Consider the following 23154-nt stretch of genomic DNA (forward strand, 5'->3'; position numbering starts at 1 on the left):
TCCGCAGTGACCCGCAGCCGACGTGACACCTCCATGATCGAGTGCCCGTCGGCGCACTCCAGCACGATCCGCGACCGCTGGGCCAGCGCCTGAGCCGTCGTGCGGCGACGCACCCAGCCCTCCAGCACGGCCCGCTGGGCATCGGTCAACGACAACGGCGGAATCTTCGGACCCGGACGACTCATACCAAACCAACGACGAATCTCCGACTCAGGTCACTAGGCGGTTTCGTTTGGATCATCGGGCGGACCAGAGGAAGATGCCTGCGATGTGGAGTCCTGCCAGGTAGACGGTGGCGGTCTTGTCGTAGCGGGTGGCGATGCCGCGCCACTGCTTGAGGCGGTTGATGCACCGCTCGACGGTGTTGCGTTGCTTGTACGCCTCCCGGTCGAAGGCGGGTGGTCTGCCGCCAGCCTGCCCACGCCGCCGCCGGTTGGCCTGCTGGTCGGCCCGTTCGGGGATCACCGCGCGGATGCCGCGTCTGCGCAGGTGAGTTCGGATCTCGCGGGAGGAGTACGCCTTGTCGGCCAGGACCATGTCGGGCCTGATACGGGGCCGTCCGCGAGGCAGTGGGACCCGCAGGCGGGCCATCACCTCCGTGAAGGCCGGAGCATCGCCTGCTTGGCCGACGGTCAGGTACAAGGCCAGTGGCCGGCAGCGGTCGTCGGCCGCGAGGTGGATCTTCGTGGTCAGTCCACCGCGGGACCGGCCGATGGCATGGTCGTCCGGCTCGCCGGCCGGGGCCCCTTTTTGCGGGCTCCGGCCGCGTGCTGGTGAGCCCGAACGATCGTGGAATCCACCGACACCGCCCAGCTCACGTCCTCTTCCGCGTCAGCCTGAGCCACCAGGGCGGTGAACACCCGCTCCCACGTGCCGTCGACGGCCCACATCCGCAGCCGGTTGCCCCGCCAGTTGCCGTACCTCTCCGGCAGGTGCACCCACTGCGTGCCGGTCTGGAACTTGTAGGCGATCGCGTCGATCACCTCACGGTGGTCCCGCCAGCGGCCACCCCGCCTCGGCGTCCGGTCCGGAAGCAACGGCTCGATCCGCGCCCACTGTGCATCAGTCAACGGCACACACTGACCAACGACCGAAGGGCACGGTTCCGGGATCGGTGCCGTTCGTCAGGTCGCCTGCCCTGTACGCAGTCGTCGCAGGTCCCGCACGAGCGCGTACAGGGCACTGAGGAAGATCACAGCTCCAGCCGCGATCCAGAGAGCCGATGCCCCGGACCGGTACTCGCGAACGGCGCCGGCGAGCAACACCGTGCTGGCAAGAACGCCGAAGGCCGAGATCAGAGCGCTGACGCGGTTAGTCACACGGACATCATCACCGACAACCTCGCTCAGCGGGAGTGATCCAAACGAATCGGCCTAGTCCGCGCAGAGTTGGGACAGGGGCCCGGGCACAGCCGTCCCGTGAAGTGACAGGGACGGGCTTCGGCACCCCAAGCGGGTCCGCGCCCGTGTCGAGCATGTCTTCGCCCGGATGAAGACCTGGAAGATTCTCCGCGATCGCCGCCTCAAAGGCGACGGGGTCCACCACGCCATGCTCGGCATCGCCCGCATGCACAACCTCGCCCTCGCCGGATAGGCGAGCGGACCGCACCGCGACCGACCCTGCCCCTGGCGACTCAAAGATCACTAACGGGACAGCCCTTAGGCTGCCGACTTCACAGTCAAGTCACCGCTCCTTGTCGACAGATTTAGGCGGTACTTGCCGGACGGGTCATTCTCGAACGCCACGTTCTTGTCGCCGTTGGAGTCGTTCGCGGAGATCTGGTACTTGGCAGGCGGTGTGGTGACCGTGAGGTTGCCGCTGGTCGTGCGAGCCTTGATGTCCTGCGGGGTGGCCGTCTGGATCGTCACCTCGCCGTTCGATGTCTGCGTGTCGATGCCGCCGCCCTTTACATCCTTGACGTCGACGTCACCGTTGGACGTGCGCAGCTTCGCAGGGCCCGTCGCGTTGGTCACCGCGATCTCACCGTTGCTTGTGTGCACATCGACCGCGCCGACATCGGTCAGCGTGAGGTCACCGTTGGACGTGCCTCCCGTCACCGGAAGACCGGCAGGCACTTTGACAACGTAGTCGACGCCGCAGTTCTTGCCGCAGCCGGAGAGCATCAGAACGCCCTTCCTGACGCGGAAGGAGGTGCCACTGGGCTTGTCACCGCGGTAGTGGACCTTGCGGTGCACGGAGATCGTGGAGGCGTCGGCCGAAGCGTCCACCTTCACATCTCCGTTCCTGTTGTCGAGACGGATTGAGGTGACTCTCTGAGGCACCTTGGCGTCGTCCGCGAAGGTCTTCTGGCTGACGGCCGAGCACGCGGATAGCCCGCAGACTGTGAGAGCAGCCAGAGCCACCGCTGCAAGAGTGCGCGTCTGTGGGCGTCGCATGAAAGTCCCCCGTGGGAAGCGAGTTGAATTGGTGATCAGTCAGCGCGATCCTACGCAGCCGTCCTCCCGACCCCACTGGGGAAAACCCCCCAATGTCAGGACTGGGCCGTCGTACACAGCCGCCACGGCCGCCGTGGAGGGAGCTTGCGACGTACGATCCGGAGCATGCTGGATCCTGACCTCCTGGACCGGATCACCGCGCGGCGCGCGGAACTGGACGAACTATGACCTCCGGTTTCAAGTTGGCGGAGGCTCACTTTTCGGCACGGCCGAGTGTCTCCCGCCTGGCCACGACGTCATAGCTCGTCGCGGTCGGCTGGCGTCGGGGTGTTGAGGAACGGTCCAGCAGACCGAGTTCACCCGGCCGACGGTAGCGGTTGACCCATTTCGGCGGGCACGCACGGGAGATGCCCATCTCGGCTGCCACGTGGGCGGGGATCGGACGGTGCTGGCAACGCTGCACGAGGCGTACCTCCCTTCGGGGGACAGCGGACGTTGCGGTGAGTCACAGGCGTTCCTAGCGCCAGGGATCGAGGGCGAGCTTGCCACGGGTCTGGCCCGCTTCGAGTTGCTGCAGCACTGCCGGCCCCTTCGGCGAGGGGATGGACGTGGAGATGCCGGGCGGGTACACGCCGTGGGTGATGAGTGCCTCGATCTCGACGAGCAGCGACCGGTAGAGGGACGGGGCTGCGTCCGCCAGCGCACCGATGTGCAGAGCCCTGACTTGGACCTGATGGGTGAAGATCAGGTCGCGCGTGGTCAGAGTGGCGTCTCCGGAAGCGGCGCCGAACACGACGACGCGTCCGGTGAAGGGTTTGGTGACCGACAGGCTGGTTTCGAACGTGGCCTGTCCCACCGATTCCACGACCAGGTCGACCCCGCCGGTCAGGCGGGTGATCTCCGCGGGCAGATCGGGGTGCCGGCTGTCCAGGACGTCGTCGGCGTCGAGCGCTTTGACCGTGTCGTGCTTGGCCGGTGACGCCGTGGCGATCACGCGCGCACCGTAGTGGCGGGCGAGACGGACAGCGGCCTGCCCCACGCCTCCGGCCGCAGCATGAATGAGCACCACCTCACCCGTCTTGATCTCGTCCAACGGCTTCAGTGCCGCCAAGGCGGTTGCCCAGTTCAGCACCAGGCCGAGCGCTTCGGCGTCGCTCCAGCCGGAAGGCACGGGAAGTGCACCCGCGGCGGGCATCGTCATGTACTGCGCGAACGCGCCCGGCCCGGCTCCGACGACGTGGGTGCCGAGCTGGAGCGGACTCTCGACGTCCGGGCCGGCGCCCACGGTCTCGCCGGCGGCTTCGAAACCTGCCACGTAGGGCGCCTGCGGGCCTCCTCCGTAAGGCCATGGGTCTGCATGACGTCTGCCAAGTTGACCCCGGCGGCGCCGACGCGGATCAGGTACTCGCCGGGCCCTGGGGCGGGGCGGCGATGATCGGTCGTGATGGTCAGATCCTTCGGTCCCCGGTGCGACTGCTGGACCAGTGCTCGTACCGTGTGCTCGGCGGTGTGCTGCTGCTTGTTGATCTCCACACACCGAACGTCGGAGTCTGACACTTGTGTCAAGGTCAAGTGACGCTCATAGATCAGTGCGGTGGGCCTCCTGCCGGTAGGCGTCGAGCGCCGCCTGCTGATCGCTGAGAACGGCGATACGTGCAGCGAGTCGAGCGCGATAGCTCTGCACCTCGTGCAGGAACTCCGCGCACCACATCCGTGCCGACATCAGGTTCGTCAGTGAGGCGGGGCAGAACTTCCCTGATCAACCGCACGGGCAGTCCGCATTCCAGCAGCGAGCGGATGACGAGCACCCGGTCGATCGTGGACTGGCAGTAGTCGGCCGCCCGCACCTTCTGGCCCGGTCGATATCCGTACCAGGTGCAGGAATTCTCAAATTCGCCATTTGCTATTATTCTGGACCAAACCTCTGCCGGGACTGCGGTGCAGCTATGCCGTAGCCGCCACCCGACCTGTAAGCAGTCGGCCTTAGTAGAGGTAAACCATGACCGGCTTTCTCCACACCCGCCCGGGACGCTCCGACTGGCGTGATCAAGCCGCGTGCGTCGGGGAGGATCCCGAGATCTTCTTCCCGGTTTCCGACTTTTCCGCCCCTGGCGCGGAAGCCTCCCTGGCCCGGGCCATATGCCGTAGGTGCCCCGTGATCATCGCCTGCCGGACATGGGCGATCGACCACGGCGAAGACGACGGAATATGGGGTGCCACGACGGCCATCCAGCGCCGTGCCATCCGGCGGGCAAGGGGGGAACCTGCCCGTGGGGCGGCGTCGCCTTAAGGGGCAGGTTCGGTTCGCGGGCGGCCCACTCGGAAAGGGGCTGGACGTGCGCCCGGCCAGGTCCAGCGATAGCACCGTGTCAATCGCATCGACGGCACGGCCGTGCTGTGCCGTGCTGTTCGACGTGCCGGGCCGGCCGGCTTGATCTTCCTTCCGGGTGGCTGTGTGGGGTTCGTCGGCGGCGGAGGGCTCGTGGGTGACCACCGGTTACCACCGCCCCCGTCACGGCCGCGCTGTATGCCAAGACTCTGTAGGACACCGTCGACAACCCCGGTCAGTGCGTCGTGCCCTGGGGTGCGTGGTGCGTGCCCTGGGGTGCGTGGTGCGTGCCCTGACCACGGCGACACCCTCGCCACGAGCGGTGGGCGCGCATGGTCAGGGATGTCGGCGGCTACAGGTCCTGGTCGTCGCTGCCGGCCGGGCGAGCCGGAGGCGAAGCGCACGAGGTGCTGGCCGCCTGGCCAGACCCGAGGCAGGGGCGGGCGCCGGCTACTCGACAGCCGGGTCCTCCTGGGCGTGCTGTACGGCCTTCTTCACGGCCTGCTCCAGCTCGTGCCAGTCGGCCTCGGTGGCTTCGGCGTGCTTGGTGATGGCTGCCTGAACCTTGTCGGAGGCGATACGCCAGCGGCGCAACTGTGCGCCGTAGTCGTCGCCGGTGAGTCCGGCGAGCTTCGCGCGTTCTTCCTCGGCGGATCGTTCCAGCTTGACCAACTCATCGGGGACCTCTGCCACGGTCACGCATACTAAGCGGCCGGGCCCGTGCGCCGACGATCTCACGTACCGCCCGATCGGGTAGAGCCGCGGCCGGGTTACGCCGATGCCGGGCGAGGGCGTCTTGTGCGGGTGGGATTATCAGGACGTCGGGGGGCGGTGGCGGCCGGGGCATCGTGCCGGTCGTCGGGCCCAGGAGGGGCTCGAGCCCGCCGCCGGTCATTCCGGCTCCGTTGTTGGTCGAGCAGGGGAGTGCAGATGACCTGAGCAGGCTGCGCCATGAGCCGGGGTGTTTCGCGTTGTCCGACGCGGAATGGCCTGCCAGCCTCAGTGCAAGGGGACGCCGTTACCGGGCCGCGCCCGCAGCCGCCGACTCTGTCGCTGGTGGGGTGCCGGGACGACGAGGCTTCCGGCACCCGACGGCGTTTCCAAGGCGTCAGAGGAGAAGCAGCAGCCGCGTGTTCGGTACGAGCTTCCGGTTCACGCTGGTGCTCTGCACGAAGATCGTGAAGTCGTCGTTGTGGTCCGGCTTGACGCGCACCTCCACGTCCGGCAGGCCGAGCAGGGCTCGGGCCTCAGGCCCCGTGTACACCCGATCGGTCGTCTTCTCCAGCACCGCAATCTGTTTCTGCGCCTGAACCTTCTCCGACTTGCTGAGCTGGTAGAACGCACCACCGGTACGGTAGGTGTGTCCGCATTCGACGACCCAGTCCCGGATCGCCGCGTCACGAGCAACCGGGATCAGCTCGTACTCCGACGGATCCACCGGGGTGAGGCCGGCCGCCTTGATGGTGTCCTTGTTGACCGCCTCCGCACCCGTGGAGAACACCGCCCGCGATCCCCGGATGCCCTGGGTGCGGCCCACCATGAATTTCTCGGTGGCCTGCCGGATGACCTGCCCGGCCTCCTCCAGACCCTGTGTGCTCGTGGCGTCCCAGATGGCGATGTTGTCCTTCGGGAAACCGCACCGCATGGCCTCGCGCTTGCCCATCTGGTCCGGCACAAGGACGGCCAGCGTCCAGTTGTCCTGCTGTGTATCAATCATCTCGGCCACGGCCTCAACCAGTTCGCGAGGATCCCTGGTAAGGGCATCCGGGCAGCGATGACTTGCGTTCTCCTGCCCGTCGGTGAGTACGAACGTCAGGAAGCTGTGGTCGCCGTACAGTTGAGCCGTCTGCGCCAGCTCCCGCTGTGACTTCAGTGCGGCCGCCAGCAGAGCCGTCATCCCACCGACCCGATACAGCTGCTTCAGCGACGGCATCCGCAGCACGTCCTTGTCGTAGATGACGCACTCCACCTTGTCTGCGAAGACGTACACCGTGACGCGGGTTTCCTGGTCCAGTTCCCTCGATCGGCGGGCAAGATATGCGATCTGCTGGTCGGCGACCTCGACGACCTTGCGGCTCAGGTGCGACATGGACGAACTGGCGTCCAGTACAAGAGCAACGTGATTGATGTAGTTCTGGGTTCCGGACATGATCTCTCCCCCTCGTTCCGACTCGATGCTCCTACCGTCTCACCCACCACTGACAATCGATCTCGGCTCCCGACGAGCCCACCCGACCAGGGACGCAGCCGGGACGCAGCGGAGAGCTTGTCCCGCCGCGACGAAGGCCCGGGCAAGGTGCAGCAGGCGTTCCAGCGCGGACTTGTGGCCCTCGCCCTGTGGGTGGAGTGGGAGGTCAGCGGCCGGTGCCGTGCGGCCACAGCGAACAGATCACGGTCGACGGCGAGTCCGAACAGGGGCCGTGAAGCTGAGCGTGAGGGTCTCGAGCACCGAATCGGGGCGCCCCGGCAGGCTGTATGCCCAGCCGGTGTCATCACTGCCCGGTTGGGGAGGTGAGGGCCTGTTGGGAGGCGGCCGGTGGCGCGAACAGTGCCTGGACGGTTTCGGCGGCCAGGTCGCGCAGCCAGGTGTGGGCGCGATCGTCGTCGTAGCGTTGGTGCCACAGCAAGTACAGCAAGTACAGCAGGTACAGCGAGCCCTTTCCAACCTCACATGCCAGCCGGGCAGTTGGGGCTGACAGACAGATGAAGCCCCTGGTAGATGGGTTTTCGACCAAGAGAACCGTCTCCATCAGAGGCTTCGCATGCTTGTCTCCCCGTCCGGCGTCGACGTGTCCAGCTCTACCCTGCGCTTCCTCGCCGCCCGCCTGAGGGAACACCGCCGCGCTCTCGGAACCCGATGGCGGCGTCTGAGCGCAGGTCGACAGGCCCTGCTCACCCTCGCCCACTTGCGCAACGGCCAGCCCTACGCCCAGCTCGCGGCCGGATTCGGGATCGGCACCACCACCGCCTACCGATACATCACCGAGGCCGCCAACCTCCTGGCCGCCCTCGCCCCCACCCTCACCGAAGCCGCACGAGCGGCGTCGACGAAGGCGTACGTGATCCTGAACGGGACCCTCCTGCCCATCGACCGAATCGCTGCCGACCGCCCGTTCTACTCGGGAAAACACAAGAAGCACGGCATGAACGTGCAGGTCATAGCCGACCCGAAGGGGCGTCTGATGTGGGCTTCGCCAGCCTTGGCCGGCGCCGTCCACGACGTCCGAGCCGCGCGCGAGCACGGCATCATCGACGCCCTCGCCGAGGCCGGCATCATCTGCTGGGCCGACAAGGGCTACCAGGGCGCAGGCGGCACAGTCCGCCTTCCTTACCGCGGCCGATGGGACAGCCTCTCCACCGGCCAGCAGGCCGTCAACCGGTCCCACGCAAAGATCCGTGCACTGGCCGAACAAGCCATCGCCACCCTCAAGTCCTGGCGACTCCTCCGCAAACTCCGCTGCTCGACGACCCGGATCACGAGCCTCGTCCAAGCCGTCCTGGTCCTCCAGCTCGCTGCCACGGGCTGAGATCAACCCGCAGCATTCACCAGGTTCGTCAATTCGGCCTCCGTCGTCGCGGCCCGCAGACGAACGTCGAAGGTGTAGCGCTCATCGCAGAACACCAGGTCGAGGTCCACGGGTGTCAGTCTGCGGAAGACGATCGCCAACCAGATCGCGTCTTCCTCCCAGACGTCCATGTACAGGCAGGTTCCGTCCTCGTGCAGATACGCCTCACCGGGGCCGTTCTCCGTCTCAAACTCCCATACGACGCTCTGCACTTCGCTGCGGTGCATCGAGTCGATCTCGACCCCAGACCACCGGGCACGAATCGCGTCAGTCAGCGCCTCTCGATCGATGCGCCATCCGCCCGCATCACCATCGACCACCACCAGAAACGTCATAGCCAGGGTCTACCAGATGTCCGTGACACAGCGCCGATCGGCTGTCGCCTGAAGTTGGAATGGGCTCAGCAGGTACAGCGGGATGGCGGGCATCCGGAGTGGCAGCGTCAGTGTGATCAGGCCGAGTCGGTCCCGGGCCGCGCGGGTGACCGCGTCGGGAAGGGGGAGTACCAGGTCGGTGTCGCGGGCGAGGTGCAGGGCGAAGGCGACGGTGGGCCCGGCGGCGACGACGCGGCGTTCGTGCCCGCATGTGGTCAGGGCGTCGCCGACCGGGCCGTGCAGGCGTCCGCGTCGCGACACGGTGAGGTGTTCCGGCGGCCGCGTAGCGCTCGAGGTTCAGCGGGCCTTCGGTGAGCGGGTGGCCGGGCCGGACGGCGACGACGAGACGATCGCGGCCGACGAGGCGGTGGCGGATGTCGGGGAGCGTCGGCCGGCTGGAGCTGGACGCGAGGTCGACCTCACCCCGGCGGAGCTCGGGGGGTGTCCGTGCCGGGTTCGGCGGGCAGGCGCAGCTGGACGCCGGGGGCCTCGCGGCGGATGGCGCCGATCAGGGCCGTGCCGCAGGCGTCGGTCAGGGCGTCGTGCCAGCGCACGATGAACTCCCGCTCCAGAGCTGCCAGGTCGAGTTCCTGCTGCGCGGACAGGATTTGGTGGGCCCGCTGCACGAGGGCGTGGACCGGGGCGCGCATGGCCGGCGCGCGGGTGGTGGGGACCATGCTGCGGCCGGTGCGGACCAGGATCTGGTCACCGGTGGCCTTGCGGATGCGGCCCAGGGAGCGGCTCATCGCCGGTGCGGTGACATGAAGGCGGGCCGCCGCGCCGGCGACACTGCCCTTCGAGTAACGCGCCCAGGGCCGCGAGGAGGTCCAGATCCAGTTGCATAAGAGTAACTCTCCGAGTGGAAAGCATGCACTTGTTGTTAATGGTCGGGCGCCCTACCTTCGTAGTGCGGCTGCGAAAGACATGCGAAAGACAAGCCGCCCCGCAGTGACCGAACTCCAGGGAGCCCGCCATGAGTACAGCCATGCCTTTCGTCGCCGACACGACGCTCGTGTCCGACGTGACAGCCGCGGTGAAGACCGCCGGCCTCACGCTGCGCGACCGCGCGGGGCAGCCGTTGGCCCGCAACGGCAGCGCGCGCAGAGGCCGTTGGAAGACCCGGCGTCTGCAGTGGTCGCGGACGGCGTCGCGGCCGCGGAACCAGGTGGCGAACGGCGGCATCTCGTACGTCACGTCGTCGCGGAGCAGCTCCGCCAGACGCTCGACGTCGGCGGTCTCGAAGGCCGCCAGGTAGCGGCGCAGCAGCCCCTCGTCCAGTTCGGGATCCGCCGAGATGTCGTCCTCGGCCGGCGGGTCGTCGGCCAGCGCTGCCCGGGCACGTTGCAGCAGGCTGCGACACGCGTTGACGGAGATGCCGAGGAACTCCGCGGCTTCGGCGATCCGGAAGCCGACCACGTCGACGAAGAGCAGTGCGGCCCGCTGCCGAACCGGCAGCCGCTGGAAGGCAGCCACCAAGCCAGCCGGGTGCTGGCGCGCAGAACCGTGACCTTCGACGGATACTGCGCGTGCCGAACCGGTGGGGAGGTCGGCAGCGGAGTGAGCCAGGGAATGTCGTCGGCATGGACGAGGTCCGCACCTCCGTCGCCGGTGGCAGCGCCGAGACCGGACGGCAGGACCCTGCGGTGGGTGCTGGCGAGCGCGGACAGGCAGGCGTTGGTGGTGATCCGGTACAGCCATACCCCACGCCTGGGAACTGGTGAGCGCCGGCCCCGGACACGATCCCGGGCTCGTATCACTGACGTACCGACCGGCACGCCCGGCAATCCCGCAGCGTCTCTGACTCGGGCGGTGGGCGCGCCGCGCGGCCCAGGCAGGGAGCCGGAACCGGCGTTCAGCTGCCGCCCGGCGCTCCCATCGGACTGAGGGGACCAGCCCCGCACGCCGAGACCGCGCTGCTCGTCACCGACTGGACCCTCGAAGTCACCACCCCGCACGGCGAGCGCGTCGCCCCCACCGCCAATGCCGCGTGCCGAGGCACCGACGGCTGCTGGCGGTTCGCCGTGCTCAACCCGCTCGGCACGGCCTGAGCACGACGCGCGCCGGCCTTTCACACCGGTCGGTGGTGGGCCGTTCGGTCGTCTTCGACGACGACGACCGAACGGCCCACCGGGTCTTCGGTCGGCGTCGAGGCTGCTGCCGCCAGGGTCAGCATCGCGCCGGGACCCGAGACGCAGCCGCCCCAGCCGCACGTCCCGTGTGGCCTGACCCATGGGCGGTGGTTGACGAATCCGACCGGGCACAGTGGGACTACGCGCCGCTTGAGCGCGTCGGCCCACTGCGCTTCGGCATGAGCTCGCAGGAGGCGACCGCCGCGATGGATGCCTCCGGATACACCTCCAACGCTCTCTCGAACGTCATTTCCACCAGGCCCGTCGGGGTGTCGTAGGGCAACAGGCTGCTTTCCTCGATGAACGGGACGACGACCGACCACAAGTCGTCGCCCGCGGATGACAGTGCACCGGCACGGCGCCCGGCGACGGCGGGGTTGCCCCGGTGAGCATTCGCGAGCTGGATCGACGGGTGGTAACTGTCTCCATAACGGGAAACGGCTCTTTGCCTTCGGTCAGGTGCAGCGTGTCGGCCTGGAGCGGGTGTCGCACAGCGCGGCCAGGATTCCTTGACGCCGGGATGGTCGGTGACGGCCCGGGCCTGGTCGACTTCACGGAAGAACGCGTCCATCGCCTCCTGCTGGCCTCGTCGGCCACGAGGTGAGGCAAGAGCCACAACGCGGACGTCAGCACGCTCAAATCCTCTGTTTGTGCCATCCGTTGGCCCCTTGAGAGCGAGGGTGCGTGCGAGTTCCCGGGCCAGGCCGCCCGCGTACAGGTCGATCCCTACTGCATGGGCACGCTCCTCCAGCAGCATGCCGGACTCATCGCCGGCGATCCGCCGTCCGGTGGCGTCACTGTCCTGAGTGCCGGATCTCCAGCCCCTCTCCGTCCACTTGCCGCAGGGCGACTGCTCGGCAGCGAACGCACGGTGCCGGGCTGTCGGCCGCGGAACCACCTTCCGGGCCGCGTCTTTGGCGCACGGGGGGTCAGCGCGGGCCCGGGCGACCACCGCGAACCAGGCCGTCATTCTGCCCGCACAACGGGCGCGGATCCGGTGATCGCCGGACACCCGATGTCTCCATGTGTCACCTTGCGATTGCCCTGTGAAGCCGTACCCGCCCTTTGAGGAGCACCAATGCCCGCACCCACCGCTGAACAGAGCGGCGCCATCGACACTTTCCGGCGCGGGGACCACCTGGTCCTGCAGGCCGGCGCCGGAACCGGCAAGACGACAACCCTGTCGATGATCGCCGCCAGCACCGGCAGGCGGGGCCGGTACATCGCCTTCAACAAGGCCATCGCCACCGAGGCGTCCCGCAAGTTCCCTGACAACGTGCTGTGCAAAACGATGCACGCGCTCGCGTACGCCGCGGTCGGGCACCGCTTCAGGAAACGGATGGACGCGCCCCGCGTCCCGGGGTGGAAGACCGGCGCGGCCCTGGGCATCAACATCAACATGCGCGTGCGGATCGGCGAGCGCAACGTCACCAACAAGGCCCTCTCCTACACCGTGCTGCGGGCCGTCACCCGCTTCTGCCAGTCCGCGGATCCCGCCATCGAGCGCCACCACGTCCCGCGTCTGCGTGGCATCGAGGCCGAACACCTCCACTCCCAGCTCGTCGAACTTGTCCTGCCGTACGCGAACCGGGCCTGGAAGGACCTGCAGAACCCCGACGAAGGCGTCGTGCGCTTCGACCACGACCACTACCTCAAGCAGTGGGCCCTCACCCAGCCGCGCATCAACGCGGACTTCCTGCTCCTGGACGAGGCCCAGGACACCAACCCCGTGGTCGAGAAGGTCTTCAACGACCAGCGGGAGCACACCCAGTTGGTGATGGTCGGCGACTCCGCCCAGGCGATCTACGGCTGGCGCGGCGCGCGGGACGTGATGAGCGGCTTCGAGGGCACCGAGCTCGCACTGTCCCAGTCGTTCCGCTTCGGCCCCGCGCTCGCCGAGGAGGCCAACCGGTGGCTGGGCATCGTGGACGCCCCGATCCGCCTGGCCGGCACCACCGCGATCAACACCCGGCTGGAGCGCGTCGAGCAGCCGGACGCGATCCTGTGCCGCTCCAACGTGGGCGCGATGCTCGAAGTCATGCGTCTGCTCGACGCCGGCCGCCGCGTCGCTCTGGTCGGCGGCGGAGAGTCCCTGCGGGCCCTCGCGAGGGCCGCTCGCGACCTGAAGGCCGGCAAACGCAGCACCCACCCCGAACTGATCCTTTTCGAGTCCTGGGGCGAACTCCAGGAGTACGCCGAGTACGACCCCTCCGGACGGGATCTCCTGCCGCTGGTCGACCTCGTCGACGAACACGGCGTCGACGTCATCCTGGGCGCGGTGGACAGGCTCGCCGACGAGCAGGGCGCCGAGATCGTCGTCTCCACCGCCCACAAGGCCAAGGGCCGCGAATGGGCCTCCGTGCGCATCGGCGAGGACTTCACCGAACCCGTCGACCAGGAAGAGACCGATGAGAACGGCGACCCGCTGCGCGGTGACATCGACGACGCAGAGGCCCGCCTCGCCTACGTCGCCGTCACCCGCGCCCGCCACCAACTCGATCTCGGCGGCCTGTCCTGGATCAACCAGCACCCCGGCGGCAACCCCGGCGGCAACCCCGGCGGCAACACCGGTGGCAAGCGCCCGCCCCAGCCCTCCGGCTCACCGTCGCCCTGGGACCTGCTGGGCCCCTCGCCGAACTGACAGCCGGTCCGCCGTGCACGACCGGTCATCGTGCACCTCGCGCCAAGTCGCCCACATCGCGGCTCCATGGCGGCCTTGGGAACCGGTGAAGCGCCCTGACAACAGCCCCCGGCACCGGCCGACTGCCGGTACCGGCCGTCCACGCTTGTTCGTGCATGCCCGGACTCCGCGCATGCCCGGACAAGGACCCCACGGACTGTCGGTGGGCCCGCCTAGAGTGAGTGACTGTGACGAGTGATCTTCCCGAACCGCAGTCGGCCGTCGACGACCTCACCCAGCTCGTCCCTGGCGTGATCCCCATGGATGGGGCCGACCCCGAGCTGGTGGCCCTCGGCGAACGCTACTGGGCCTTGGCCGGGTTCGCCCCCGAGTACGGCACGCCGGTGTGGTGCGAGAAGACGAAGGACATCGACACCGCGGGCTGGGGCCACCAGATCTACGCCGTTGCCGCGGCCGGTGTCCGGGCCGTCGTCCCCGGCCGAAAGTGTCCCGTCTGCGGTGGCCCACTCAGCCTTACGTCGCGGACCGCCTTCCAGCAGGTCTGCGACAACAACGACCCCGCCTGCGTGGAGTGCACCGAATCACTCCTCACCGCGGTACGGGCCGTCCTCGACCCCGCCCGCAAAGCCAGCCGGCAAGCGGCCAAGGCCAAGAACGAGGTACAGCGGGTCGTCGACGAGGCCCCGCACAGTGGCCGGGCCACGCACGTGGGGGAGAGGGTGCCGTGACGGACGAAGGTGTCCAGCAGAGACTGGTGTGGGGACGAGAGCGACTCGAGGAGATGGGTGTCTTTGAGTCACCGGACGGGCTTCGATGGGCAGCCGCCCACGGGACTGTCCTGTTCGTGTGGCGCAACGGCCCGATCGAGAACGCCCATGCTTCCCGACCGAGCAAACGGCGTAAGGGCTTGCATGACGGAATGATGTTCGCGCGCAACACATGGCTCACTCGCAAGGCGTTCGACGCTCTGGGATCAGACGACAGATTCCGCCTACTCGAGCTGGAAGACGCGATCTTGGACCGGGATGCGGTATGGCCAGGATGCGACGGGACCCTGACCGACTTCGGCTGGGGCTTCCTTGGAGAGATCAAGAAGCATGTGAAGCAGCGCATCGACGTGCTCATGCATCTTGAGGAGCAACTGCCACCGGAGGACTTCCTGGTCTTCATCGGTGCGCCTCAGATCGGAACCCACGATGACCACTTCGGCATGCCGAAGTGGCCCGCCTGTGTGAGGGCAGCCGTTCGCCGACTGCGCGGTGAGGACGAGGAGTTCTCCCGTGAGAAAGGCGACTTGATGACACGCATCGGCCCCGCCCCCGACCTGGTCATGGCCGACCTGACGGAAACCGAGAAGGCACTGCTGAGTTCCCCATGGGAACTGGGCGCCGACGTCCTGGACTGGTTCGCCTGGAACCCGATTCTGAGGCTGCCCCGTGTTACCGCGTGACGTACCCACAGGGACCATCCCATTCCTCACGCCGGGCTGATGCCAGGCACACCCGCTTGGGCCGGTACCGGACTCCGGCTGCTGTCCGTGTCCATCGACTGTCAGCGTCTACGCCGCCTGGGCCGGCTCAGGGGTGTGGTCTCCGCTGCGGCGATGACGTGCACGCACGCTGCGCACAGCCGTACGCCCTGGAGCGCGCCGAGGAGCTTGCTGCCGATGTCCCACGCCTGGGGCAGCCGGCCCAGCGACATCTTGTCCGCCGCCGCCGGAGGGAGCGGACAGCGCCGGCGAGTGTCGCAAAGTCGCCGGAAGCCGTGTCGTTGAGTCGGGTGTGATGACGTCGTGCCGCCGCTTGCCCGGCGGCGGAGCGCGGCGGCCCCGTCCGGCGCGCAACACCGGCGAGCGTGCCCGGATCCCCGGCCGGGGCAGGGCCGGACAGCGCGGATCACTCACCGAACAGTGATACCTCCGCGATGTCGACGTCCGTGCGGATGCGGTGCGGCCGGGGGCCGCTGCTGCCACCGTCCGGCGCTGTCCCGGAGACGTCGACAGCGATCTCCATGACGAGGTCAGGCTGCGCCAGGTGCAGATCGAGCGTGTGCTGCGTTCCCCGACCTGCCGAGAACCGCCCACCCCTCTCACGGGTGCGCGCCCGCAGGAGGCGTGGGCAGGTCGGCCAGGGCGCGGCACAACGGCTCGTTCAGCCGCTCGAAGCACAGACCCTCCAGCCCGGCTGCCGTCCACGCCGGCCACTGGCCTGCCACGGCCGGGTCGGTGGTCGACTGGCCCAGCGGCAGTGGCAGTGGCGCAGCCAGGCCGCCGTCGCCCTCGCCCGATCCCCGCAACGAAGGGGGAAACAGGCCCTGAAATCGATGCCTCCGGCCGGCTCGCCCAGGGGGGACGCCCTTGCGGTGAGATCCATGGAGCCGCCGCGATTGCCCTGCATGCGCCTCGCGCAACCTCAGGCTCAGCCAGGTCCCGCGAGCCCGCGTCCCATGCCCTGACCGGCAGCGAGTAGGCAATCGTGCCGACCCTCAGACTGCGGCGCGGGCGCGCGTGTCACGCGGTGACAGGGCGAGGTAGCCGACGAATCCGACGATCGCGGCCGTCCACGCGAGGGTGACCGGCGTCAGGCCGAGGCCGAGGCCGCCACGGGTGTGGCCGAGTGCCATCCAGTCGGCGAGGGAGGCTCCGAGTGGACGGGTGATGACGTACGCCGTCCAGAATGCGGTAACCGCGCTCAGCGCGCCGAAGTGGTGCGCCAGGGCGGGCACGCAGATGGCGGCGGCGAAGAGGACGACCGACCCGAGGTAGCCGAAGCCGACGGTGGCGGTGAGGTCGCCCGCGGCGGTGCCGAGGGCGAAGGTGGAGAGCACGGCCGCCCAGTAGAACGCTTCGCGGCGGTGAGTCCGGATGGTGTGGATGGACAGGGTCCGCTCACTCGTGTACCAGAGGACGAAGACAGCAGCCAGTACGGCGAGGAATGCCGGGGCCGACACGATGTACGGCACGCCGAGGCCGACGTGCAGGACGTCGGCGGCCATGGTGCCGAACACGCTGACCATGACGACGGTGGTCCAGTAGGCCCAGGCGACGTGCCGGCGGAGAGCGAACTGGACGGCCAGGGAGGCCACCAGGGCGAGGCCACCGAGTGCGACCGCCGGTATCGGCCCGAGCAGATGGGCCAGGAGGTCCGACGCCGTCTCGCCCATGCCGGTGGTCAGCACCTTGATGATCCAGAAGTAGACGGTCACCTCCGGCACCTTGTTCGCCATTCGGAGTACAGGTACGAGGGGCCGGTCGTCGAGGACGTGCTCTGCGGTCATGATCCACACGATGGCATTGTGAGCCTGAAAGCGACCTGAACAGCGTGCACGCGTCGGCGTCGTCACGTAGTACCGCGGTACGCCCCGACGGGCGCGGACCAGTCCCCGATACCACTGAATCGGGCTTTTCGGCTCCTGGCGTTGTCGGAGGCGCCGGGGGCGACCGCCGGACGCCAGTGCCCGACAGTGAGAAAAGCGCGTGATCGACCACAGCAACTGACCAAAAAGTACCGGGAGAAGACACCCGTCGACAGGCTGGACCTCGCCGTCAGGCCGGACACGGCGACCGCTTCGTCGGGCCCCACAATCCCGCCGAGGTCAGCTCCGCCGCCGGCGGTGCCGCCGTCCACCGCGACATCGGAGGACTGCTGACACTCGACCCGCAGACGCTGCGGATCAAGGCCCAACGGGTCCGGCTACCCGACCGCCGCGCCGTGATCGCCGTTGCCGCCCTACGCCGCGGCCATCGCGACGAGGCCCTGCGCGAACTTCTCGCCCAGCTCGCCATCGCTGCCGGCATCATCCTGATCGCCGCCTCCCACGGCGGCACCGCACCCGCCGAGAACAGCGAACACGCCGCCGCCGTCACCCTCGACATCCCCTGCTGATCAACGCCCCACGGCTTCGGCGTGCACGGTGACGGCCCCATGCACGGCCTCGGACACCTCCCGCCATCGGCGCCACTGCACGTCGTACTCCTCACCGGTGAGGCCGACGCGCTTCGCGCGCTCTTCTTCGGCGGATCGTTCCAGCTTGATCAATTTTCCGCTTGAGAAGGAGTGGGTTCGGTCTTGCGGCACGCGACGCGGGCCAGCCACATCGCGTGCCACACGCACAAGGCCCACGCCGACCGTGCATTGGTGCCGAAAGGAGCCTGAGATCGGCAAGCCCAAGCTCGCATGGGCCGTCCCGGGGGAACGCCAGACGGTCAAGAGCATGCGCAAAAGTCCGGTGCCCTTGGCCGGCGGCCTCAACCGTCCAGCGACCGCTGATCCGCGTGGTCAGAAACGTCGCGACGCACACCCGCGACGAGCTGACCGAGCAGTGGTGATCGGCTTCCGTCGACGATGGCGACGGAAGCGGTGGGCGCGAAGATGTGCGCCCCGGAGAGGCTGCCGGCGGCCCCTGCTGTGGCGCACGGTTTCACTGTGAGGGCCTGGAGGGTCAGCCGGGCAGGTCGCCGGTGCAGCGGTAGATGTTGGCGCCGGCGTTGACGCCCCAGACGTTGGTCCTCGAGCCCACCGCGATCCGCACCAGTGCGCTGGAGAGCTGCTTCCAGTCGGCCATGTTCACCGACTCTTTTCCGCTCGGGAAGTGGTTCGTCCTCAACGCTTCCCAAGCGAAACGATCCGTCGGATATACCAACTCACCAGCAGATCAGGGGAATTGTCCGTAAACACTGGTTTGCGTGCGGACTTCGGGGACGGACTGGGGTGTCGCCCATCACGTGGCGTCGTCAAGGCGACGGAAAACCTCGCCGCTCGCGTGAGTGATTCATGACTGTCGTGTTGACGTCAGGTTCGCGGTACCAGCCTTGCCGCTACGGTACGTCAGCGCGGCGGTGACGTGACGCGGGGAGTCCGTGGGCGAAACGTCGGGGCGGGCACGGTGGAAGCGTGCAGGATGCCGCCATCGGCCGGAGACGTCGACGCCGGCTCCACCACCAGCTCGGGTTCCACGAGCGCAACGTCCAGCGCCACCCGGCTGCCCCACCCGGCGGAGAACGACCAGCCCGTCCACGGATGCCCGCGCCGCGCCGAAGCGAGCACCGCGGCGACCGCACTGCCGGCCGTCCGGCCGAGGGTGGTGGTGCGGCCGGTGTGCTGCAGACGCCCGTCGCCGTGCCTGTACCTGCCGAACAGCAATTGGAGTGCGTTGGTGACTGCAGGCCGTGCAGACTCCACGCATGGCTGCTGATATCGCCGTGTCGCTTCAGGAGAGGGCTCTGCGACATGTCGCGGCTTCGTCCAGGGGGAAGCCCCTTCCTCCTGACCTACGGGTGACGATGCACTTTCATCCCGATCGAGCGGAGAGGAACCGTCCCATCCTGCTTCAGATGGCTGACGATGGTGTCTACCGGTCACAGTTCGTCACAGGTACGAGCAACGGTGGACTGACCGCTCATGCGGGCGGGGACCGGTGGCGCTGGGAGAGTCGTCTCTTCGCTGGCGCGTACGACGACGCCGCACCTGAACAGCGTCCTGTCTATGGTGCGTTGAACTATCGTCGTGATCCGGTCGGCGGTGCTCCGCGATTCGGTTCCTCGTACTTCAGGCTCACGCCCGAGGCTCTCACGCGCGCTACGTTCTGCTACCCGGACAGTTCCGCTGAGCCGTCTGCTTTCGGTGTCGCCGACCGGTGCTCGCTCGCCGAGTTCGCTGAGGCAGCGGATACGGATGCCCTGGACTGCCATATCGAGGCACAGATTCATGGGCCTGTCAGGTTCGCCTGTGACGTAGAGGCACTGGTGTTGGACCCCAGATATCGCGGTACAGCAGTCGAATACGCGGCACAACACCTGCCGTGCCCAGTCGAATGGCATCCCGGTTTTCGGCTCAGCGTGGCTGAACTGCGGCACCATCCGCACTACCGCGGCCAGGCGTATGTGGATCTGGGAGCCAAGATCGCTGTCGATGGCCGGCTGACTCCCAGGGTTATCGGAGACGCTGCCCGCACGGGTCGCTACGCTCTCCAGGACCTCAAGAAGGTTTGGCATTGCGTGGCCCGGTTCGGGAAGCTCAGCGGCTGTTGACGTGCCGTGCCGCCGGCGCACGGGGTCTGCGGCTGCGCTCGACACGGCAGTGCCAGGTTTCGCGACCAGGCGCTGGAAAAGAGGGAAAGGGACGAGATCGAAGGCGGCGAGACCGTCCCGATGACCACACCACTTCCACGTGCCGCAGGCCCGTGCCGCTGATGCCTCCACTCTGGCCCAACTGCGCTGGGCGTTCAAGTAAGAAGACCACTCAGGAGACCATTCCGCTCCCATGGGGTCCGTGCAGGAGGCTGAGAAGTGGATCCGGGAGCGGCTCGACAGCGGACGTTGAGCGTTTTCCAATCCCACGCCGATAGGTGGTGCAGCACGAGGACGGCCTTACTACATATCGGTGTGGCGTATCGACCGCGGCCCCCCGACGCCGGGCCAGCTTCAGTAGTACCGCCCGGACCGCGCCCGTGGTCACCGGCACGTGTGTTGACGCAGACGGCTGGGTCAGCGGCCTGGAAGTCGACCGGAAAACCGCTGGTGAGATCGGTAAGGGCATCGCTACCGGCGTTGGCATAGGCGTGGTGGTTCTCGACGTCGCCGGCTCAGCCGTTGCCACTCCGTAAGACCGTCGGCACCACACCGTAAGATCAACACTCCATGGCACCCCAGGGGGCCGCTCGCCGCCGCCTCCTGGCAGCCCTCGAAAAAGGGGGTAGTACACATGGGGTACTGGGGCTCCCTCATCCTCGTCAATCACCCGCCACCGCTTGGCGAGACAGCTGTCTTCGCCGACGGACAGCGCGTAGAACTCCTTCAGGAGCGCGCCGGTGACTGGCGGATCTGGTCACTGGAAGGGGAGGGCTCCCTCGGTGAGGAGGACCTTGCCGAACTCGTGGAGATCACCGGCGGCCCGGTTCTCGTGGGGTTCGTGATGGACAGCGACTGCCTCGTGCTGGAGGGCCGCACCAAAGACCAGGCCACCTGGCGCACCTGCCTCGACCGGACGGCCATGTCCGCCTACATGACGGAGGGCGACCAGTCCGTCGATCAATGGTTCCTGGGGTTGGAGGAGTCTGCAGAGACTGCTGTGGCGTGGGCTCAGGCGGCCGGCTTGTCCCCGTGCCCAGAGGCGCTCGTCGCGGTCCTGTCAAAGCGGTCCGACCCGTTTGTCGAGGACCTGTTCCAGGAGTTCTTGGACGCCCTGGGCATCGCGCGCTGACCACACGAGGGGCCCCCTGAGACTCCCACCTGGCTTCGTTCACCGCCAGCAGCGGGTGACGGGGCACGGCACAACATCGCGGATCGGCAGACGATGGGCAATTCGCCTGACAGGCGGTTAAAGCTCCTGGTAGAACGAGTGCCCGAACCTTACGAGGACAACACGCCCGTCGGTTATGTCACGAACTTCTATGTCGTCCCTTCCCGGCGCAACAGCGGGTTCGGGGCGGCCCTGCTCGAAGCTCTGAGGTTGCCCGCTCAGAACCTGGGCCTGGACACTCATCGTCTGGCCGTCCGACCGGAGCATCCCGCTCTGTCAGCGGGCCGGGTTCCAGCCGTAAGCCGAGCTGCTTGAAGCCCGATGAACTGAGACGATCACTCGTCGATCCGCCGTCCAGTCCCGGTGCCGCTCGCGCAGCCATCCAGCGCACTTCACCACGTGAGTTGGCTCGCGGAGACAGCAGCCCTGAGGCGGCGGTAGCCGGTCAGCCAGGACATGGTGCGTTCAATGACCCACCCGCGTCGGCCGAGTCGCTCGCTGGAGTCGATGCCCTTGCGGGCGATGCGCACTCCGATGCGTTTGCCCCATAGTCATCGCCGCAGGTGAGGGATGTCGTACGCCTTGTCTGCATGAAGGCGCACGGGTTTGGAGTCGGCCGCGTGGGATTCGTGTCCCATTTGGAAATGGGACAGCATCGGCTTCAGGGCGAAGCTGGCGTGGGTGTTGGCCGCGGAGAGCCCGCCCCGTAGGGGCAGTCCGTTCGCGTCGGACAGGACATGCATCTTGGAAACCGGGCTTACCCCGCTCCACGGGGCTCGGACCTGCAAGTTCGCCCCCCTTTTTTTTAGCCCTCACGTGGGCTGAATCGAGGACCGCACGCGACAGGTCAACCAGGGCAGGGCCGTACCGCCACCTTTTTGCCGCGGAGTCCTCCACCTGAATCGTCGGCCTCGGTCAATGACGTCGGGCCAGTTCGTCCAGGTGGATGTGTGACGGCGAGGGCGTCGGCGATGCGTGTGGTCGCGGTGGTGTCGAGGCCGTCGGACGGGGCGATGGCCAGTCAGCACGAGGATCGTCATCTGGGTGACGGCTGCGTTGGTGTCGTAGCCGGCACGTTGGCTGTGCTGCAGGAGCCAGCGGGCGAAGCGGCTTTTGCTGAGTTCGCCGAAGGGTACGTGTCGCCCCCCGGATTTGACCGGCTGTCGTCGTGCAGGCCTGGACGCAGTGCCTGATGTAGGCGCGGCTCCTGAGGGCGCGGTGGAGGTGGCCCAGTCGGTGACCCCGTGGGGCCGTGCTGGGCGGTGGGTGGCCGCGAAGGGGCGTGGGCCTGCCCCGCCTTGCAGGGAAGGCCGGGCAGTTCGCTGCTGGAGCCACCAGAACGCCAGACCAGCGCCCTCCGCTCCCCGCTCGCCGCACTGGCGAAGCAGGCCGCCCCGGACTGACCGGCGCGGCGCGAACGACGACGCTCCCCCACGGCTATTGGGTGAGGGAGCGCCGTCGTCTCGGCAGGGCTGTCCGGTCCTTCAGCGGCTTGCGGGCTCGGGCTGGCGCCGGCGGCGCCGGTCCGGGTCGTCGACGCCGATCTCGTACCAGGGCTCGCCGCGCTGGAGCCGGGGCAGGGTGTTCACCCACAGCGCGATGGTGACGCCATGCACGGCGGCGGTGAGCGCTTGGCGGCGGTTGTCGAGCAGGTACTCCTCCTTGCCCGCCAGGAAGAGTGCAGCCTCGGGAAGCGCTGGGAGCGTGTGCAGCGGTGGCGCTGCGAGCACGGGAACGTGGCGCCGTCGGTGCCGCGGGCTCCCTCCCAGACGCGGTGCCCGGCGTAGTGCTCGTAGTCCCAGACCTCACGTGCGAGGCGGGCCTGGGACAGGGTGCCGTTGTCGATCTCAAGGAGGCGGACCACGCTTGTCTTGGTCGGCACGGCGAGGATGGCGTCGGTGTTGAAGCTCAGGCCGGTCTCCTTGATGGCATGGTTCACTCCACCTGCCAGTCGATCAGGTACTTACGGCCGCTGGCGAGGACCGCCTGCGGCGGACCGGTGCGTTACGGGCCTTGTTCGACGGTCTCCCCCACAACCGCCGCCTGAGCAGATGATCGTGACTGGCCGAGGGCCCCGACGGGTGTGCCGGGGCCCCCGGGTGTGCTGCCGGCATGCAGCGGTGCGCACCGAACCGCATCAGCCGCCATAGTCACGTACGGCAAGCCGACCCGCAGTACCGGCGCGACCGGACGCTACCGGTGCAAGCGGCTACGGGAGGGGCACTGCCGGTTTGAACTCAGCCGCCGCTCTTTCGTCGGAACGACCGCTGGCTCGCAGCCGGGCCCTGAGCACCGCGGACCTTCGACGCGTTGGTGTTCTCCGAGAGGTCCGCGGCCTCCGCCTGCATGCCGCGCTTGCGCGCCAGGGCCTCGCGAAACTTTCCCTTCAGGTCGTAGTGCCCGTCTTCGTCGGGCGCCAGCGGAGGGCTCTCGATGTCGGCCGACTCCGAACCTTCCTGCGGTGAAGACTCTGCGGTCATG

26 protein-coding genes and 7 pseudogenes are annotated in these 23154 nt (G+C 68.0%); 10 read left to right on the plus strand and 23 right to left on the minus strand.

All coding sequences use genetic code 11. The features are described 5' to 3' along the window. Positions 1-237: 237 nt before the first annotated feature. Both AC07C1_RS38145 and AC07C1_RS38150 read right to left on the minus strand, forming a co-directional pair. A pseudogene (locus AC07C1_RS38145) lies at positions 238-1076 on the minus strand (IS5 family transposase). 48 nt (positions 1077-1124) lie between these two features. Then, on the minus strand, positions 1125-1319 hold the full coding sequence (locus AC07C1_RS38150; RefSeq protein ID WP_478946729.1) for a hypothetical protein: 195 nt from the start codon (positions 1317-1319) through the stop codon (positions 1125-1127). A 130-nt stretch (positions 1320-1449) separates the two neighbouring features. Between AC07C1_RS38150 and AC07C1_RS38155 the strand changes: the two are divergent. Beyond that, a pseudogene (locus AC07C1_RS38155) lies at positions 1450-1593 on the plus strand (transposase); the annotation flags it as partial. 65 nt (positions 1594-1658) lie between these two features. Here the strand turns inward: AC07C1_RS38155 and AC07C1_RS38160 are convergent. The 3 genes and pseudogenes from AC07C1_RS38160 to AC07C1_RS38170 all read right to left on the minus strand — a co-directional run bounded on the left by AC07C1_RS38160 (position 1659) and on the right by AC07C1_RS38170 (position 3681). Further along, positions 1659-2363, minus strand: a complete 705-nt coding sequence (locus tag AC07C1_RS38160; protein ID WP_478946730.1) for a DUF4097 family beta strand repeat-containing protein — start codon at positions 2361-2363, stop codon at positions 1659-1661. Positions 2364-2652: 289 nt separating this feature from the next. Then, a pseudogene (locus AC07C1_RS38165) lies at positions 2653-2905 on the minus strand (leucine zipper domain-containing protein); the annotation flags it as partial. Between the two features lie 8 nt (positions 2906-2913). Continuing rightward, positions 2914-3681 carry a zinc-binding dehydrogenase gene (locus tag AC07C1_RS38170; RefSeq protein WP_478946731.1) on the minus strand — a complete coding sequence of 256 codons (768 nt, stop codon included), beginning with the start codon at positions 3679-3681 and terminating at the stop codon, positions 2914-2916. A gap of 62 nt (positions 3682-3743) precedes the next feature. On the opposite strand from AC07C1_RS38170, the gene AC07C1_RS38175 reads away from it, so the two are divergent. Both AC07C1_RS38175 and AC07C1_RS38180 read left to right on the plus strand, forming a co-directional pair. After that, positions 3744-3950, plus strand: coding sequence for a hypothetical protein (locus tag AC07C1_RS38175; protein ID WP_478946732.1), 207 nt, complete (start codon positions 3744-3746; stop codon positions 3948-3950). A 445-nt stretch (positions 3951-4395) separates the two neighbouring features. Continuing rightward, entirely contained in the window at positions 4396-4686 is a 291-nt protein-coding gene (locus AC07C1_RS38180) for a WhiB family transcriptional regulator (protein WP_478946733.1), read from the plus strand. A gap of 489 nt (positions 4687-5175) precedes the next feature. On the opposite strand, the gene AC07C1_RS38185 is transcribed toward AC07C1_RS38180, so the two are convergent. The 3 genes and pseudogenes from AC07C1_RS38185 to AC07C1_RS38195 form a co-directional block, all read right to left on the minus strand. Then, the gene (locus AC07C1_RS38185) at positions 5176-5418 is read right to left on the minus strand and encodes a hypothetical protein (protein ID WP_478946734.1); all 243 of its coding nucleotides are present in this window, start codon (positions 5416-5418) and stop codon (positions 5176-5178) included. 415 nt (positions 5419-5833) lie between these two features. Beyond that, positions 5834-6874, minus strand: a complete 1041-nt coding sequence (locus tag AC07C1_RS38190; RefSeq protein ID WP_478946735.1) for a vWA domain-containing protein — start codon at positions 6872-6874, stop codon at positions 5834-5836. A 343-nt stretch (positions 6875-7217) separates the two neighbouring features. Continuing rightward, positions 7218-7358, minus strand: a pseudogene (locus AC07C1_RS38195) (LysR family transcriptional regulator); the annotation flags it as partial. A 129-nt stretch (positions 7359-7487) separates the two neighbouring features. Between AC07C1_RS38195 and AC07C1_RS38200 the strand changes: the two are divergent. Beyond that, positions 7488-8252, plus strand: a complete 765-nt coding sequence (locus AC07C1_RS38200) for an IS5 family transposase (protein WP_478946736.1) — start codon at positions 7488-7490, stop codon at positions 8250-8252. A 2-nt stretch (positions 8253-8254) separates the two neighbouring features. Here AC07C1_RS38200 and AC07C1_RS38205 read toward each other — a convergent pair whose 3' ends face one another. The 5 genes and pseudogenes from AC07C1_RS38205 to AC07C1_RS38225 form a co-directional block, all read right to left on the minus strand. Continuing rightward, complete coding sequence (locus AC07C1_RS38205; protein ID WP_478946737.1) at positions 8255-8626, minus strand: hypothetical protein; 372 nt, start codon at positions 8624-8626, stop codon at positions 8255-8257. Then, positions 8598-9053 (minus strand): annotated as a pseudogene (locus AC07C1_RS38210) (hypothetical protein); the annotation flags it as partial. The gene AC07C1_RS38205 and the pseudogene AC07C1_RS38210, both read right to left, overlap by 29 nt. A gap of 31 nt (positions 9054-9084) precedes the next feature. Beyond that, a complete protein-coding gene (locus AC07C1_RS38215) occupies positions 9085-9411 on the minus strand; it encodes a hypothetical protein (protein ID WP_478946738.1) in 327 nt (108 codons plus the stop codon). Continuing rightward, on the minus strand, positions 9371-10138 hold the full coding sequence (locus AC07C1_RS38220) for a sigma factor-like helix-turn-helix DNA-binding protein (RefSeq protein ID WP_478946739.1): 768 nt from the start codon (positions 10136-10138) through the stop codon (positions 9371-9373). The genes AC07C1_RS38215 and AC07C1_RS38220 overlap by 41 nt, the downstream gene beginning before the upstream one ends. A gap of 795 nt (positions 10139-10933) precedes the next feature. Continuing rightward, on the minus strand, positions 10934-11551 hold the full coding sequence (locus AC07C1_RS38225; RefSeq protein ID WP_478946740.1) for a hypothetical protein: 618 nt from the start codon (positions 11549-11551) through the stop codon (positions 10934-10936). A gap of 321 nt (positions 11552-11872) precedes the next feature. Here AC07C1_RS38225 and AC07C1_RS38230 point away from each other — a divergent pair, with 321 nt between their 5' ends. The 3 genes from AC07C1_RS38230 (at position 11873) to AC07C1_RS38240 (ending at position 14885) form a co-directional block, all read left to right on the plus strand. After that, a complete protein-coding gene (locus AC07C1_RS38230) occupies positions 11873-13435 on the plus strand; it encodes a UvrD-helicase domain-containing protein (protein WP_478946741.1) in 1563 nt (520 codons plus the stop codon). 227 nt (positions 13436-13662) lie between these two features. Continuing rightward, positions 13663-14163: a hypothetical protein gene (locus AC07C1_RS38235; protein WP_478946742.1), complete on the plus strand. Its 501-nt coding sequence runs from the start codon at positions 13663-13665 to the stop codon at positions 14161-14163. Further along, positions 14160-14885 (plus strand): hypothetical protein, encoded by a 726-nt coding sequence (locus tag AC07C1_RS38240; protein ID WP_478946743.1) that lies wholly within the window; start codon positions 14160-14162, stop codon positions 14883-14885. Before AC07C1_RS38235 ends, AC07C1_RS38240 begins: the two co-directional genes overlap by 4 nt. A gap of 101 nt (positions 14886-14986) precedes the next feature. Here the strand turns inward: AC07C1_RS38240 and AC07C1_RS38245 are convergent, their stop codons facing one another. The 3 genes from AC07C1_RS38245 to AC07C1_RS38255 all read right to left on the minus strand — a co-directional run bounded on the left by AC07C1_RS38245 (position 14987) and on the right by AC07C1_RS38255 (position 16711). Then, positions 14987-15136: a hypothetical protein gene (locus AC07C1_RS38245; protein ID WP_478946744.1), complete on the minus strand. Its 150-nt coding sequence runs from the start codon at positions 15134-15136 to the stop codon at positions 14987-14989. Positions 15137-15523: 387 nt separating this feature from the next. Beyond that, a complete protein-coding gene (locus AC07C1_RS38250; protein ID WP_478946745.1) occupies positions 15524-15730 on the minus strand; it encodes a hypothetical protein in 207 nt (68 codons plus the stop codon). A gap of 189 nt (positions 15731-15919) precedes the next feature. Then, positions 15920-16711, minus strand: a complete 792-nt coding sequence (locus AC07C1_RS38255) for a COG4705 family protein (protein ID WP_478946746.1) — start codon at positions 16709-16711, stop codon at positions 15920-15922. A gap of 434 nt (positions 16712-17145) precedes the next feature. Here AC07C1_RS38255 and AC07C1_RS38260 point away from each other — a divergent pair, with 434 nt between their 5' ends. Further along, positions 17146-17319: a hypothetical protein gene (locus AC07C1_RS38260; RefSeq protein WP_478946747.1), complete on the plus strand. Its 174-nt coding sequence runs from the start codon at positions 17146-17148 to the stop codon at positions 17317-17319. Here the strand turns inward: AC07C1_RS38260 and AC07C1_RS38265 are convergent, their stop codons facing one another. From AC07C1_RS38265 to AC07C1_RS38275, 3 genes are all read right to left on the minus strand, one after another. Then, positions 17320-17472 (minus strand): hypothetical protein, encoded by a 153-nt coding sequence (locus AC07C1_RS38265; protein WP_478946748.1) that lies wholly within the window; start codon positions 17470-17472, stop codon positions 17320-17322. It abuts the gene before it with no gap. 403 nt (positions 17473-17875) lie between these two features. Then, positions 17876-17998, minus strand: coding sequence for a hypothetical protein (locus AC07C1_RS38270; RefSeq protein ID WP_478946749.1), 123 nt, complete (start codon positions 17996-17998; stop codon positions 17876-17878). A 263-nt stretch (positions 17999-18261) separates the two neighbouring features. Beyond that, positions 18262-18615: a hypothetical protein gene (locus AC07C1_RS38275; protein WP_478946750.1), complete on the minus strand. Its 354-nt coding sequence runs from the start codon at positions 18613-18615 to the stop codon at positions 18262-18264. A gap of 2 nt (positions 18616-18617) precedes the next feature. Between AC07C1_RS38275 and AC07C1_RS38280 the strand changes: the two genes are divergently transcribed. Both AC07C1_RS38280 and AC07C1_RS38285 read left to right on the plus strand, forming a co-directional pair. After that, a complete protein-coding gene (locus AC07C1_RS38280; RefSeq protein ID WP_478946751.1) occupies positions 18618-19463 on the plus strand; it encodes a DUF3626 domain-containing protein in 846 nt (281 codons plus the stop codon). 673 nt (positions 19464-20136) lie between these two features. Beyond that, complete coding sequence (locus tag AC07C1_RS38285) at positions 20137-20634, plus strand: hypothetical protein (protein WP_478946752.1); 498 nt, start codon at positions 20137-20139, stop codon at positions 20632-20634. A 467-nt stretch (positions 20635-21101) separates the two neighbouring features. Here the strand turns inward: AC07C1_RS38285 and AC07C1_RS38290 are convergent. The 4 genes and pseudogenes from AC07C1_RS38290 to AC07C1_RS38305 form a co-directional block, all read right to left on the minus strand. After that, positions 21102-21525: pseudogene (locus AC07C1_RS38290) on the minus strand (transposase); the annotation flags it as partial. A gap of 632 nt (positions 21526-22157) precedes the next feature. Continuing rightward, positions 22158-22403, minus strand: coding sequence for a hypothetical protein (locus AC07C1_RS38295; protein WP_478946773.1), 246 nt, complete (start codon positions 22401-22403; stop codon positions 22158-22160). 77 nt (positions 22404-22480) lie between these two features. Further along, positions 22481-22612, minus strand: a pseudogene (locus AC07C1_RS38300) (replication-relaxation family protein); the annotation flags it as partial. A gap of 298 nt (positions 22613-22910) precedes the next feature. Then, positions 22911-23153: a DUF5302 domain-containing protein gene (locus AC07C1_RS38305; protein WP_478946753.1), complete on the minus strand. Its 243-nt coding sequence runs from the start codon at positions 23151-23153 to the stop codon at positions 22911-22913. Between the last annotated feature and the right edge of the window lies 1 nt (position 23154).

The sequence above is a fragment of the Streptomyces sp. NPDC045022 genome (assembly GCF_056432605.1).